Here is a 14,389-nt window from a genome sequence, read left to right as displayed (position 1 = left end):
ATTAAATATACGTTATCCAGAACCCTTGTAGAGACGTAGCACTGCTACGTCTCTACATTCATTTTCGGAGATGTCTAAATGAAGACAAATGCTTTTTACCATGCCCAAAATTGCGTTCTAAATTGTAGCCTTTAGTTTGCAGTGTATTGTTATTTTCATTTTCAATCTTCCATCTGATGCAACCAGTTAATACAATTGCCTCGACATTTTGAGTAGTGATATGATGATTTGTGGCAAAGGGATTCTTGTAGATTAGAGTGCCATCAGAGCGATATCCTGCTCTCAATCGCATGATTCAGCTAGGTGAAGCAGTAATTCACCACTCTATTGAAAGAAGGTGTGTCTTTTTCTGTTTCATGCAACAAAATCGTTTGAATCTGTAACATTTTTTTGGCAAATTGGTATTACTCAATCGGTAGTGCTAGGTCTGACTCCGAACAGCTTCTTCCATCTTTTTCCTTAAACTGAGTGGTCTCATGTCAGTCCACACTTGCTTGATGTACTCAAGACATTCTGCCTTCAAACCGCTTTTGCCTGCATCCCTCCAGCCGAGTGCATTTTCTCGGTCAGCAGGCCAGATGGAATACTGCTCTTCGTGATTGATTACAACTTTGTAAATCGTCGTGTCCTCTTTGTCGTCTTGATACATTTTTGCCTCCTGTTAGTTATTTTTAATGCCTAGTATCAGAGTGTTGCATCTTGCTTGGAACCTAAGTTCAGGGTTGCGTAAAGACATATTGGACTAGCGTTATTGAAAGGAATAATTTCGCGTCTATACATCTATTGGAATGGAGTGAAACTGCTATCACTGTTCTATCGGTTCAAGGTATCCCTTGCCTTCTAAGGTTTCGAGGTTAATGTCTGCAATGCATTGAACTTTTACGTAATTTAGGGTCAGGTTGCCAACCAAGTGAACTTTCCCCGTTTGATGCTCAAAGTCAGCTTCATTGAAATTGGATAGCTCTGGATCTAGCCTGACACCTAAATCAGTACCTCCTTTAGTATCCGTGAATTTGATATGAACATAACCTGTGTCGATACTTTCTTTGAAGACAGTAGCTGTTTTTTCGGGTCGTAAGCTTACTTCGACAGGATGTTGACCTTCTGACAATCGTTGTACTAACTCGTTCATCGCAGTTTCTCCTATTTTAGGACTCAACTTTTTCTTGACCCACTCATGCTTTGACTTGTATAGGTTCGTAGACTGGAATCTCAAAAGCCAGGGTCTTGTGGCAAAACTCTTTCCAATCGGGAGTTACATTGTCAAAAATGATATTCTCATTCTTGAAAATTCCATCTGTGACTACGTAGTTTTCTTGCAGGTAAAGAAAGTCATCATCAGCTAGCTCCCTATTAATTTCGACTTTCTTGCCCTCAACTTCCTTGTTTTCTTTCCTTGTATTTTCAGCACACTCCGTCCACTGACTGAACTCACGTAATTTTTTCAAAGAGTAAGCTTTGCAATACTTTCCCATTGTTGCCATAGTAATACCTCTGTTCACATTCTTTTTGGCTGTAGTTTTCATCCAAAGGTTAATGTTATGACTGATCCCACAAATGTTGTGCTATCAACTAGGAATATTATTCAATTAGATATACCCTATTTTGGTATTAAAAGCCAACTTTTTTCTTTTTTCATCGTTGAGCGAGGAAATTACTTAATTAGAAATATTATCATTAAGTTGAGAAAATATCAAGCTACTTATACCAATTCACACTTTAGTAGGGACGAGGCAAGATGCTCTCTGTTACCCAGGCACTAAAACGCACACAACCCTGCTGATAATTTTCAATGGTGACAGTAGCAAAATACATTCACTGGCTTCCAGTTGATGCACTGTGGCAGATCCAAGGACAGTGCAACGATTCAGATTAAGTATGCCACTGTTGAGAGTAATTACTTATTCAGTAGCTAAGGATTGCAGAATGCTGTCAGTAATCGTCAAAATGGCGATCGCACCATCGGCACGGGTGCGAATCGGGCCGAGAATGCGGATATCATGTGCGATTCGTTCAGTTTGGGCGATCGCTGCCAAGGGAAAGACCAGAGCAGTGCCGCCCCCAATGACATTCTGTTTAGGCGCTGGCGTGGTAGTAGCGGGATGGCGGAGTATCCGGCGATTGAAAGCACCAATGGTGGAAGAAAAGCCATAATGATAAGTTACAAGTACAGGACTTACGCAACATAAGCGACAATTAAGGTAAAAAGTTAGGAGTGAGTAGTAGCCCTGTCAAGGTGACATGATCTCGTTCCTATGCAGAGGAATAGGAACGAGAGGTTGATAGTTTTTAGGCGGTCAAAAAAGAATACATAGGAAACTTGCAAAACCAAATTTAACTTCATAACAAAGGTTTCGGGATACTTGCGACCACTAAGACGCGGGCTAGAGTGAGGAGTCAGGAGTTGTCATAATATCTTATCCTATTTACTATAAGATTATTGCTAATTAGTAGCATTAAATTGACCATCAATCGCCAGCAATGACTATTACAATGACAGTGCAGGAAGAAGACGAACTCTGGGATCAGGTTGCTCTGAGTATTGTATGTGATGCTACCTCAGACACCTTTGAATTCACTTAATTGAATAAATGCTGTTTCTGGTTTTTTTGGAATAATTTATTTTTTAGAAGTCCCTTAAAGGATACCCTTCCATCTTTGATATAATTTCTCAATAAAGTGGTATTGTTAGATCAACTTAAATCTGCTTTGTCAAAGTCACTTGCGTGCAGCTTTGGCTTGTGACCAAGAGGCCGCTCTTAGCAGATGTGCAGAAGGGCAAAGGGAAAACTCTTCTCCTCTTCTTTCCTGCTTCTTTGACCAATAGCAGTTTTAGTCACCAGGCGTTACATCTGTACATGGTGGTGTTAATGAGGATTGATATTTTACTCAGAGTTTACAAAAGAAAATCAATACGCGTTTTACCCTTTATACTCAGTTTAATACTGGTTTTGTTGGTAGGAAGCCGCACTATAGCTGTACCAACAAAATCCACAGAGATATTATGGGATACCTATGGTGTGCCGCACATCTACGGAAAAGATGACCAGAGTGCATTTTATGCCTTTGGTTGGGCACAAATGCAAAGTCATGGAGATTTGCTTTTGCGTCTCTATGGTCAAGCACGGGGACGCGCAGCCGAATATTGGGGAGAGAAATACCTGGATTCAGATCGTTGGGTACAGACTGTGGGAGTACCAGAACGCGCTCCTTCTTGGTACAAAGCACAGAGTCCAACTTTTCGCAGTTATCTCGATGCTTTTGCTGCTGGGATCAATGCTTATGCTTCTCAAAATCCTAACTTGATTGATGATCAAGTTGAAGTGGTGCTACCAGTCAAGGCAGAAGATGTCATGGCTCACTTACATCGGGTACTCAATTTCACCTTTGTGGTCGATCAGGAGGAAGCATTAGACCTGAGCAAAGAAAAATTGCAAGCAGGATCTAATGGTTGGGCGATCGCACCAACTCATACTGCCAATGGGAACGCTATGTTGCTAGCAAACCCACATCTACCCTGGTCAGATTTATTTTTGTGGTATGAAGCCGAAATCACCACACCTGGAATTAATGCTTATGGGGCAACACTTGTAGGTATTCCCGTATTGGCGATCGCATTTAACAACAACTTAGGTTGGACTCACACCGTTAACACCTATGATGGTTGGGATGTTTATGAACTCACACTGGCAGGTAAGGGTTATCGCTTTGATGACAAAGTTCATAACTTCCTTTCCAAAACTCTTTCCTTAAAGGTGAAGCAGAAAGATGGCTCCTTGCAAGAGCAACCATTAGTAGTGAAAAGTTCTGTCCACGGGCCTGTGATAGTTGAAAAAAATGGTAAAGCCGTAGCGCTGAGGGTTGCAGGTCTTGACCGACCAGGTGTACTCCAGCAGTGGTGGGATATGGCACGAGCAAAAAACCTTACCCAGTTTCAAACAGTACTTAAGCGCTTGCAATTGCCAATGTTTACGGTGATGTATGCGGATAGAGAAGGACATATTATGCACCTATTCAATGGTCAAGTTCCAGTGCGCTCCTTTGGTGATTTTAAATATTGGCAAGGCATAATCCCAGGAAATACATCTAAAACCTTGTGGACAAAAATTCATCCTTACCAAGATTTACCGCGCATAGTTGACCCTAAGAGTGGCTGGTTGCAAAATACAAATGACCCACCTTGGACAACTACATTTCCAGCCGCCATTAAAGCAGATAATTATCCACCTTACATGGCACCTCGTTTCATGGATTTCCGCTCCCAACGTTCTGCGAGGATGTTGGCTGAGGATAACAAAATCTCTTTTGATGAAATGGTTGCAGATAAGTACTCTACTCGCATGGAACTAGCTGATCGGATTTTGGATGATTTAATTCCGGCTGCACGCAAGTACGGTAAGGACTTAGGGCAGCAAGCAGCTAATGTTCTAGAAGCCTGGGATCGGCAAGCCAATGCAGATAGTCGGGGGGCGGTATTATTTGCCTTTTGGGTACAACAGATGCACTTAGATAAGGCGTTTAGTAAACCCTGGAATGAAAATTCTCCACGCACCACACCCGATGGTTTAGCTAATCCTGAAAGTGCAGTTGCAACTCTGCAAGCAGTCGCAGCACAGGTAGAAAAGACTTATGGGGCGCTTGATGTACCGTGGGGCAAGCTTTTTCGGCTACGATTGGGTGATGTGGATTTAGCTGCCAATGGTGGGGATGGCAAGCTGGGAATTTTTCGTGTACTCAAATTTGCCCCAGGAGCAGAGCAAACGTTCCAAGCCGTTGGAGGTGATTCCTATGTGGCTGCAATTGAATTTTCCAACCCTGTACGGGCAATGGCACTCACCAGTTATGGTAATGCAACTCAACCCGGATCGCCCCACATTAGTGACCAGTTAGAGATGTCCGCCAACAAAAAGTTGCGGACTGTGTGGCGCGATCGCTCAGATATTCTTGCCCATCTAGAAGAACGTAAAATATTCTGAGGTCAATAATTCTTATTAACAATTAAAATGCGTTTGCCCTGTGCCACTATCTGTTTACCGTTGGCTTAAAGATTGAATTACGAATTAACCTCCCAGCTCGGTTTTTGCTATAACTACATCTTGTCAATGCGTAAGTCATAGGTACATCAGTACTGAGTAAGGGAAATCCACCCACCATCTCAATTAACCAGACAATAGGCTTAACAAGTTGGTTGAGTAACTTGTTAAGCCCCTTGTTAAAGGTAGGCAAACTGACGCCACAGTGTACTAGCTGTTTTAACCCAATCTTTGCCAGATATACTTTTGAGCGATATTGGGACGCCAAAAGTGGATGTATTGCGACAGTTGAGAATGCTGCCATCAGAGCAAGGAGGGCAAATTCGCGCGATGCCTACGGCGGTAAACTACGCACTTACTGCTTATGCTAGAGAAATTAACGAAAAAGAAGTACTAAGAGCCGGATTTTACAAGCATCTTGCTAAACCAGTAGAGCCAGCCAACTTAATACCTGAATAAACTTGCCGCTACCTGTTTACCGTTACTTGATATTATCAGGTGTGATGGCTTGATATTGTAGAGTAGGAAGAATCCCTTGGTTGATATCTATCTTACGTGTAATGGCTTTTTGTGCAAAATAAAAATCAGCAACGCTCTGCTGTTGGGCAATGATCGCAGGTGTCAGTCTTCTCAATTTATAAGCACTACGGCGGACCACATTTTCTACAATTGATACATCTAATTTCAGATCGGGAGCTAACTCATTGGCAATTATAGTTGGGTTTTTTTCAGCAAATTCTCCTGCCGTCTCTGCTTGCTCTAAAAACACTCGCACCAATGCCGGATTTTGGGTGACAAATGAACGCCTGCCAAGATAAAATCCGCCTAGAGTGTTAATTCCGGCTGCATTTCTCAAAATCCGAATTGGAGTAGTATTAGTACTTTGCACAACAGCTAACAACGGATCGCCACCCACCCAGGCATCAGCATTGCCTTGAAGAAAGGCGTCGCGGGCAAGAGATGGAGTCAAAGCAACGATTTGAATATCGCTAATTTTTAACCCTACCTCTTGCAAAGCTTTTGCTAGTAAATACTGTGCATTGGACCCTACCTGAAAAGCAATTTTCTTACCTTTAAGATCCGCTACTTTCTTAATGGGAGAATTAGCTTTCACCACAATACCTTGGTTTGTCCCATCGGTGGGCGTGCGTCCAGCAATATAGACAAATTGAGGGATGCCTGCCGTTGCGGCTTGGGAAAATATTGGAGGTGTCTCTCCGACACTACCGATATCCACCTGACCTGCATTCAGCGCATCTATTAATTGCGGCCCTGCTGCAAATGGCCCAACCCAATTCACGGTTACACCTAATGCTTTGAAACGTGGCTCAACAATTTTTCTGGCTTTGACAATATCACCAGAACTTTGATAGGCCAAGTTAATTACTTTGGTGTTTGTCTGCGCTTGGGTGTTTTGCACAAGGCTACCAACAAAGGGAGATAATAAACCAAACAGTCCCAGTGCTGAATATTGGACAATACGCTTTAAAACTGTGCGGCGTTGTGGTTTAAATGGCTTGTTCATCAGTTGTGATTTTCCTCGTAAGTTTTAGCTTTTAAGTTGTAACCCATATTCTGCACTTCAAAATGTATTCTATGAATAGTTCAAAAATTATTACCAATAATGGTCATGTTATTAAATATTAATACTGACGATTATTGGTAGTTGGGCTATGCTTGTGATCAGATTCCGTAGGCACAGCCCAACCTAGTCATCGCTATATTTCCTAATCTTCATATATTACAAAATGAATTGCGGAATGTGGGTTGTAAGTCTTACTTTCAAAAGCAAGTAAGATAATTGGAAGTTGTTCTCTCAACCTCCTAGAACACCAATTTAGTATTAAAACTTGAGATTGCACTAATTCAACAAATCTCTTTTTGGTTTTAGTAAATTGGTATTTTAGTTGGTTTGAAAAAACTTAGCGATCTTTTTAGCTATTTCTAAAATGATTCGCATTTATTAAAAAATCAAGTCTGGAGATTTGTAAAAAGTGGTTTTTCCTCAATTAGGCTTGTTTAGCATGAAGGATTTAAAGGGATTCGAGATTTGGTAGTGGAAAACTATTTCCTAGTCCCCAGTCTTCATATCTGATTATTTTCTACTTTTCACTTATAAGTGTTGGTGGAGTAATAGCTGCATATTCTTTGGGTGTAAGCAAAGCTTCTTGAACATCAATCTTTTTGGGTAATATTTTTTCATGATAAAATAAATCTGCCACACTTTGTTGAGCTTTCATCAATTCTGGAGTAATTCCTTTAAGTCGATAATTAGCGCGTCCACAAATTATTTCTTGAATGGGGAGATCAATTTTAAGTACCGGTGCTATTAGTTTGGCTACCTCTTTACGATTTGCTTCTGCCCATTGACCGTTTTTATCAATCTCTTCCAGGATAATCCGAAGTAATTCGGGATTTTCCTTAGCAAACTGGCGTGTTCCTACATAATATCCACCTGGAGTACCAATATTTGTGGCATCTCTCAGCACCCGCGCACCGTGGAGTTTTTCCACTAAAGCTAAGTGAGGATCACCCGTTACCCAAACTGGAATAGTGCCTTGAATAAATGCACCACGAGCTTCGACATTGGGCATACTCAAGACTTTAATATCACTATATTTCAAGCCGACTTCTTCTAAAGCTTTGATGATAAAATAGTGAGAAGCAGAACCTTTTTGAAAGACAACTTTTTGTCCTTTAATATCAGCTAAAGTCTTAATTGGAGAACCTTTAGGAACTGCGATGCCTACGGCGGGCTACGCCTACGCACTCCCTTTACCCGAAGTAGCAGTAATTCGTCTACCAGCAAGATAGACGATTCTGGCACCAGCAGCTTGAGCAAAAATGGGAGGAGTTTCTCCAACTAAGCCAATATCAATTTTATCTACATTCATCGCTTCCATTAGTTGCGGTCCTTGAGCAAATTGTGCCCACTCAACTTTCACACCCAAGGGTGACAAACGTTTTTCTAAAATTCCTGTCACTCTAACTAAATCACCAGAGCTTTGATACCCCATTCGCAGCACTTTTGTTTTAAAAGTTATAGTCTTTGCCCCGGCTGGATCTGCTTTAGGATCAGTTCCTGTATTTGTATTAGATACACTTGACGTACAACTGATTAAAGTAGTAGACAAAGCTAGAAAACCAGGCATCACAAATAAGGCTAATTTCCCGATTATTGTTGTATGAGTTTTCACGAAATTATTAAACATTTTTGCACCTCAATTTGTGATTAACTACTGATATAAAAACATCAGCTAACAATGTAAATTCCCAATTTTTTAAGTTGATTATTCCAAGATTTTTTTGAAATTTCTAGTAATGTAAGGTTCGCAAAGGCTATATTCATATACCGTTTTTGTCTTTTTTATGTTTGGTTTTATCGGCTTATTGCTAGACAAATTGAGGCTATGCAAAGATTTCAAAAATGCCATTACATTTATTGTATATTTAAATTTAAAAATTTTCGTCTCAGCGTTTTTAATGAGTGACAACAACTATCAATTTCAGTCTAGATTTTATCGGATTTTTTCTTAAAATAAAGTATTCATAAACACTAGTTTTAAAAAAAATAATACTTTTAGTTACTTGTATTTTTATAAGCATATAATGTGAAACTTAGACAAATTTTATTAGGTTTTTATTTGTTTATATAAAGATAACTATAGCAATCTTATTTGATTTGTGAGAATTGCAGCCTGCAGCTCCCCGACTTATTTGAGAAGTCGGGGAGCTTCTTTTTCACGAATGATTTAGTATTGCTATAGGACTCGTATTTGATTTTTTAAAAAATCAAATACGAGTCCTATTTTAACTTTTCTTAAGGTCAAATTAGACATAACATTTTCCTGTATTTTAGTTTGTTTATTCTTGGGGATAACTACTTATTCGCTAACACGTCTGACGGAGTAATTTTGGCGTACTCTTCAGGTGTCAAAAACCCGTCTCTAACATTCACCTTTTTGGGGATAAGTCCTAAGCTGTACCACTTGTCTGCAACTTCCTGTTGCTTGTTAATAACTTTCTCTGTAATTGGTACTAGCCCATAGTCATATTTATCATGCATTATTTCTAAAGTTGGTGGATCTAGCTGAGTTACAGGAGCAAGCAGTTGTGCTACTTCTTTGGGATGATCCTTAGTCCAGATTTCTGCCTTTTCTAGCTCCTCTAGAAACACTTTGATCACATCAGGATGAGCCTGGTAAAACTGGCGCGAGGTTGAGTAAAAGTTGCCAGTATCCCGCAACTTACCGCCATCTGCTAAAACACGAGCTATTTTATTTTGTACATTTCTGGTAGCGAATGGCTCCCAAATATACCAAGCATCCACCTTGTTCTGACTGAATGCCGCATTTGCGTCTGGCGGCGTTAAAAAAACTGATTGGACATCGCTCAGTTTCAGTCCCGCGTCTTCTAATGCCTTAACTAATAGGTAGTGACCGATAGAGGCTTTTTGGAAAGCCACTTTTTTTCCCTTCAAATCGGTAACACTTTTAATCGGAGAGTTTACAGGAACTAAAAGTGAAATAGCTTTACCACTGGGGTGTGTAGTAGCTAGATAAACAAGAGGCGCTCCTGCTGCTTGTGAAAATACAGGAGGTGATTCGGCTGTAGATGCGATATCCAGTCCATTTGCATTCAAGGCTTCTAGTTGTTGTGGGCCAGCCGCAAACTCAGCCCACTGTACTTTAAAACCCAGAGGCTCTAATCGCTTTTCTAAGGAACCCTGCTTTTCTAAAACTGCTAAAGCAGTAAGTTGTTTTGAACGTACAATCCGCACTACTTGCTTCTCAGTTGACTTTTCTGTAGTACTAGATAAATCCACCGATTTAGGGGAAGCTGCCGACTGCTGAGTGTTATTTTTAGCTTCACTACAACTCGATAAAACCGTCGATAGCATTAAGCAATAGCCCAGAGCAAACAGCAAATAACGACGTGTTATTCTCTGGTTTTTCCTGAATTCAAACTTTCCTTTTAAAGCTGGCATGGGTTGTTTTATTTATTCCCTCTAGGTGGTTAGAACAATTATGATTAATTGCCATATAAATAACAAAAAATCTTATCTATTAATTTATTTGGAGCTGATAAAAATTATTTTTTTGTATGTTTATAAACTTTATTTATGAAATTAGGAAAGAGAGTGGGTATAACCCACCCTGCAACGACTCTAGGAACTGAAAATTTAATAGTGAGGAGGGCTAAATTTAGGAAGTGGAGTGAGAAAGGCTCACTCCAATGTCGTGCTAGTGGAAGATTGAAATTTGTGAGTGAAACTCTGTCTTGTTAGCGTTCAATTTTGCTAGTGCTTCCAAGCGACTAGGATTGTAGCTTTGAGTTCTTCTGTCAAATGTCCAGACGGCTCAACTGCTAGTAGTGCTTCTCTGAGATCCTTTTCAAATGCTGGGGCGTTATCGCCATAGAAAATTTTCAGAGAGAAAGCTGTAGTGTATAAGTAGCCGAGATAGCTATCGACAGTCCAAGATTTTTCAAATGGCACTTCATAGGTTTCTTGACGAGCAAAAGCCGAATTGCCAATTACGACTTCATGGGGAGGATCGACTGGCTTACGAGTGCCTTGTCCTCGTTGTCCAGTCCGCCGTTCTTCACCTAACCATTTCTTCACTACTCCAACAGCAGCTTGTTTCCAAGGTAGATTGCTTTGCCAAGGGTTGTCACTAGTCTGAAGCAGTGCTAGTCCACCATCATCAGTAAGCAATTCATAAAGGCGTTCAAGTACTAATTCGCGTTCCATCCAGTGGAAGGCTCTACCAATAGTGGCTAACTTAAATGTCCCTAAACTAGAGTCAATTAATTCGCCTCCTTGTTCTAACCAAGTAATATTATTTGCTCCGACTGCTGCTGCTTGCCGTTTAGCTTCTGCAATCATTTCTGGATCGGGATCGATCGCCACAACTTCTTCAAATTTGGTTCGCAAAGCAATTGAAATTAATCCTGGGCCAGTGCCTAAATCAAGGAGTCGTCCTTGACCATTGAGATTAAATATTTCGGTTAGTTTGTCGAATACAACCTGTGGATATTTAGTTCTATATTGAGCGTAGCCCTCTGCGGCTCCCTCAAATAAACTTGGGTCGTAGGTAGGAAGTGTTTTTAGTTGGGTCATATTAATTTCGGATTGGGGATAAGGGGTAATGGGGAGTGGGGAGTGGGGAGTGGGGAGTTAGGAGTTAGGAGTTATTAAGAATTCTTCCCAATGCCCAATGCCCTAAGAATATTGCGTGATGACGGGTAGTTGATCGTTGAGTACCCAATCGCCGATCGCTCGCAATTTGTAGTCCACTGGATCGTGGAGGGTAAAGGTTCGCAAATCCCGCCAGTAACGATCAAACCCATATTTGGTTGCAGTGGCGCGAGTTCCCGTAACTTCAAAGATGCGGTTGGTAATATCTATACCTACACGGGTAGCTAATGCCTTGGACGCGGAAACTGCGATCGCAACTTCTCCCCTTTGTTGATGAGTAAGTTCTGAATCCTTGTCCCAGGCTGCTTGTACTTTCTCTGCTGCTTGATCAGCTAGAGCGATCGCGGCTTGGATTTCAATCCAAAAGTCACCGTAATGATGCAGAATATATGGATCTTGAGTAGCACTATCTACCCCTGATGTAATCCACGGTTTAGTAGTAGTTTTAGTGTACTCACGAGCAGCGGCGAAGGCTCCTTTAGTAATTCCCAGAAAAACGTTGGTTTTTGTTAGCTGGGCAATAATAGCAAGAAAAGTTGAGAAGGCAGTATCAGGGGAATTGGGTGGCCCCAAAATCTCATCTTTCTCTACTAGGACATTGTTAAATGTATAACTACCACTATCAGTGCGACGTTGCCCGATGTTGTCCCAATCTTGATTAGAAACTACCCCTTCCCTGTCTTTGGGAATTATGAATATGAAGGGCAACTCTACACCATCTTCCAAAGCGGAGAATACCCGATAATCTGCCACGGAAATACCTGTCCCAAAGCTTTTAACACCATTAACACGAAAGTTCTCACCTTCTGGGTTAATTTTAAGCCTAGTATCTTTTGTGTTAATAGCATTTGCCCAAAATAAGTTCTTCTTAGCAGTTTCTCTATAATATTTTTCCTTTTGCGACGGCGTGCCGGAAACGTGACCCAAAGCTGTCAAGTTGAGATGATTACCATACAACTGACCAATTGAACCATCAGCTTTTGACAGTTTTCTGATAATTTTTAAGGCATCAATCCAAGTTGCACCAATGCCACCATATTGCTTAGGTACAATCAGTGGTAGCAAGCCACTTTCACGCAATTTATTAATTTCCTCTTCTGGAACTCCAGCTTTCGCATCCCGTTCAACTGCGGATTGAGCAAGTTCCTTGGATAGAGAAGCTGCTACATCAATGTAATCCTTTAGTTTTGTAATTTCTAGCACCATAATCAAATCATCCTTATAAGTCGTAATTAGGAGTAGGTTGGGTTGAGGAACGAAACACAACACCAATAATCCTTGATTTTATTGGGTTTCACTTTGTTCAATCCAACCTACAAATATTTTATTTTTTCAGAGTAGTAAAAGAGCGCTAATCCGTTGCTCTGTGAAAGTTAAACAAGACATCGTTTCACAATTTGGTATTAGATGCAGAGTTTATGAGAAATGTAGAGTGGGCAAGGCCCACCCTACAAATGAACAGAGGAAATGGAACATGGAACGTTGTAAAGAATGTCTTTTGTCATTAGTAATTTGTCCTTTGCAAATGACTAATGACTAATGACAGTTATTTCTTAGCCGCTAGATATTCATTTGCGGTTTTCTCAACACCTGTACCTTTGAAGAAGTCTTGATTGAGACTGGTGTACAACTCCAAGGGATGGATTGAGAGGAAGTAGCGAAGGTCTTCTTCGCTAATGATTTCGTGTTCTGCCATTGAGTAAGCGTTGGCAGTAACGGCGGTGATATCAGGCACATCCCAGTGACCGGAATCGGAACCTAAGAAGGCTTTAACGCGATCGCCAAAGGGATTAGCAGCACGATTAAATGCTTGGCTTACACGGGTATCGTCTGATTCTGTACCGAAGTAGAAATGATTCAAGAAGCGATCGCGCACATCTTCCGGTTTCTCAATTCCTGCTAGTTCAAATTCATCGAGTTCGCCTGGATCTTCTGGAGCCAATAGTTGATGGTGGAATCCTAAACCGTCACCAATCTTATCTAAGCGTCCTTCTACCAGTTCGCCACCGTAACGAGTATACAACTCTACCAGTGCCTCCTTGTCGATAATGGCAGGATTGTTATTTGACAATAAATGTTGTTTGTTACGGGTTTCCCAATGCCAAATAATATCAGCGTATAGACTAGCACCCCAAGCTGAACCACCTTCTAAGAAGGCAAACTTTAATTGCGGGAAGCGGCGGGTAACTCCACCAAAGAACAGCGATTTGCATAATGCTTCTGCTGCAAAGGCAAAGTGATTAATGTGATTGTACTGGGCGTTGGTGACAGATCGCTGAGTTGTCCAACCTTGGCTAGAAGCGTGAGTTGTGGGTACAACTTTCAGTTCTACGCACTTAGCCCAGAATGGATCGTAATCATACTGGCTATCTAAACCAAAGTTATCAATCCAAACTACTTCGTTAGCGACTTCTTTGCCATACTTCTCAAAGGCAGGAATTGGACGACGGACGTAACCGGGGATTTGAATTGCTTTGAGTCCCAAAACATTCACTGCATATTCCAACTCTTCGATCCCTTCTTCGGGAGTGTGGAGGGGAATGGCGGCAATGGGTGTTAAGCGATCGCTATAAGGACGGAAAATGTCAGCATGGTAGGTGTTAACTGCGCGACAAACAGCCCGCCGCATTTCTTCGTTGCCGATATTCGGGGCCATCGTTGCCAAGTTGGGGTACACAACCGCGAAGTCTGTACCTGCTTCTTGCAAGCGCTCATGCAGCAATTTGGGTAAGCTAATGGTAGCCAAATTCAAAGTATTTTTTGTGGGACGACCCCACCAGTTAGGGCGATTGGTGCGATAAGCAAAACGTTCTTCCCAACTTTGTTTGTACCACTTAAAGCGGGAAGATCCTGGCAAGTTCTCTTTGAAACGTTCGACAAGTGCAGTTCCACCAACTTGCTCTAAATAATCCAAGACTGCTGGTTCAAATTCCTGGGTATGTACATCGGTGTCAATGATCGGATAACCAAGTTTTTCCCGAATTTGAGCAGACCTAGTTTTTTGTGGGCGGTCTAGAGCGATCGTCATGATAGTTTACCCTTAATTATTCAAATGTCTATGGACATTGGGCATAGCCTCGTTCCCAGTCTCAGACTGGGAATGCGGTACTGGAGGCTCCGCCTCCCTTACTAGCGGCAGAGCCGCTTTGAGCGCAAC

The 14,389-nt window shown here is 41.4% G+C and carries 13 protein-coding genes and 1 pseudogene; 3 read left to right on the top strand and 11 right to left on the bottom strand.

The window, feature by feature from the left end:
• Window positions 1-79 precede the first annotated feature (79 nt).
• The 4 genes and pseudogenes from V7K30_RS22450 to V7K30_RS22435 all read right to left on the bottom strand — a co-directional run.
• Window positions 80-268 (bottom strand): annotated as a pseudogene (locus tag V7K30_RS22450) (ISNCY family transposase); the annotation flags it as partial.
• A 153-nt stretch (window positions 269-421) separates the two neighbouring features.
• A complete protein-coding gene (locus V7K30_RS22445) occupies window positions 422-649 on the bottom strand; it encodes an MbtH family protein (RefSeq protein ID WP_335003015.1) in 228 nt (75 codons plus the stop codon).
• Between the two features lie 156 nt (window positions 650-805).
• A complete protein-coding gene (locus V7K30_RS22440; RefSeq protein WP_335003014.1) occupies window positions 806-1,132 on the bottom strand; it encodes an MbtH domain protein in 327 nt (108 codons plus the stop codon).
• 43 nt (window positions 1,133-1,175) lie between these two features.
• A complete protein-coding gene (locus V7K30_RS22435; RefSeq protein WP_335003012.1) occupies window positions 1,176-1,526 on the bottom strand; it encodes a hypothetical protein in 351 nt (116 codons plus the stop codon).
• A gap of 400 nt (window positions 1,527-1,926) precedes the next feature.
• On the opposite strand from V7K30_RS22435, the gene V7K30_RS22430 reads away from it, so the two are divergent.
• The 3 genes from V7K30_RS22430 (at window position 1,927) to V7K30_RS22420 (ending at window position 5,492) form a co-directional block, all read left to right on the top strand.
• A complete protein-coding gene (locus V7K30_RS22430; protein WP_335003010.1) occupies window positions 1,927-2,154 on the top strand; it encodes a hypothetical protein in 228 nt (75 codons plus the stop codon).
• 716 nt (window positions 2,155-2,870) lie between these two features.
• Window positions 2,871-4,976, top strand: a complete 2,106-nt coding sequence (locus V7K30_RS22425; protein ID WP_335003276.1) for an acylase — start codon at window positions 2,871-2,873, stop codon at window positions 4,974-4,976.
• A gap of 288 nt (window positions 4,977-5,264) precedes the next feature.
• A complete protein-coding gene (locus V7K30_RS22420; RefSeq protein WP_335003008.1) occupies window positions 5,265-5,492 on the top strand; it encodes a hypothetical protein in 228 nt (75 codons plus the stop codon).
• 22 nt (window positions 5,493-5,514) lie between these two features.
• Here the strand turns inward: V7K30_RS22420 and V7K30_RS22415 are convergent, their stop codons facing one another.
• The 7 genes from V7K30_RS22415 to V7K30_RS22390 form a co-directional block, all read right to left on the bottom strand.
• Entirely contained in the window at window positions 5,515-6,558 is a 1,044-nt protein-coding gene (locus tag V7K30_RS22415; RefSeq protein WP_335003006.1) for an aliphatic sulfonate ABC transporter substrate-binding protein, read from the bottom strand.
• Window positions 6,559-7,135: 577 nt separating this feature from the next.
• Entirely contained in the window at window positions 7,136-7,777 is a 642-nt protein-coding gene (locus V7K30_RS34345; protein ID WP_442941095.1) for an ABC transporter substrate-binding protein, read from the bottom strand.
• Between the two features lie 18 nt (window positions 7,778-7,795).
• The gene (locus tag V7K30_RS34340; protein ID WP_442941091.1) at window positions 7,796-8,245 is read right to left on the bottom strand and encodes a hypothetical protein; all 450 of its coding nucleotides are present in this window, start codon (window positions 8,243-8,245) and stop codon (window positions 7,796-7,798) included.
• 668 nt (window positions 8,246-8,913) lie between these two features.
• The gene (locus V7K30_RS22405) at window positions 8,914-10,020 is read right to left on the bottom strand and encodes an aliphatic sulfonate ABC transporter substrate-binding protein (protein WP_335003004.1); all 1,107 of its coding nucleotides are present in this window, start codon (window positions 10,018-10,020) and stop codon (window positions 8,914-8,916) included.
• 312 nt (window positions 10,021-10,332) lie between these two features.
• On the bottom strand, window positions 10,333-11,154 hold the full coding sequence (locus V7K30_RS22400; RefSeq protein ID WP_335003002.1) for a class I SAM-dependent methyltransferase: 822 nt from the start codon (window positions 11,152-11,154) through the stop codon (window positions 10,333-10,335).
• Window positions 11,155-11,256: 102 nt separating this feature from the next.
• On the bottom strand, window positions 11,257-12,501 hold the full coding sequence (locus V7K30_RS22395; RefSeq protein ID WP_335003000.1) for an acyl-CoA dehydrogenase family protein: 1,245 nt from the start codon (window positions 12,499-12,501) through the stop codon (window positions 11,257-11,259).
• 277 nt (window positions 12,502-12,778) lie between these two features.
• A complete protein-coding gene (locus V7K30_RS22390; RefSeq protein ID WP_335002998.1) occupies window positions 12,779-14,260 on the bottom strand; it encodes an amidohydrolase family protein in 1,482 nt (493 codons plus the stop codon).
• Between the last annotated feature and the right edge of the window lie 129 nt (window positions 14,261-14,389).

Source organism: Nostoc sp., from assembly GCF_036917655.1.
Classification (GTDB): domain Bacteria; phylum Cyanobacteriota; class Cyanobacteriia; order Cyanobacteriales; family Nostocaceae; genus Nostoc.
This window is presented reverse-complemented; position numbering and strand designations above follow the sequence as displayed.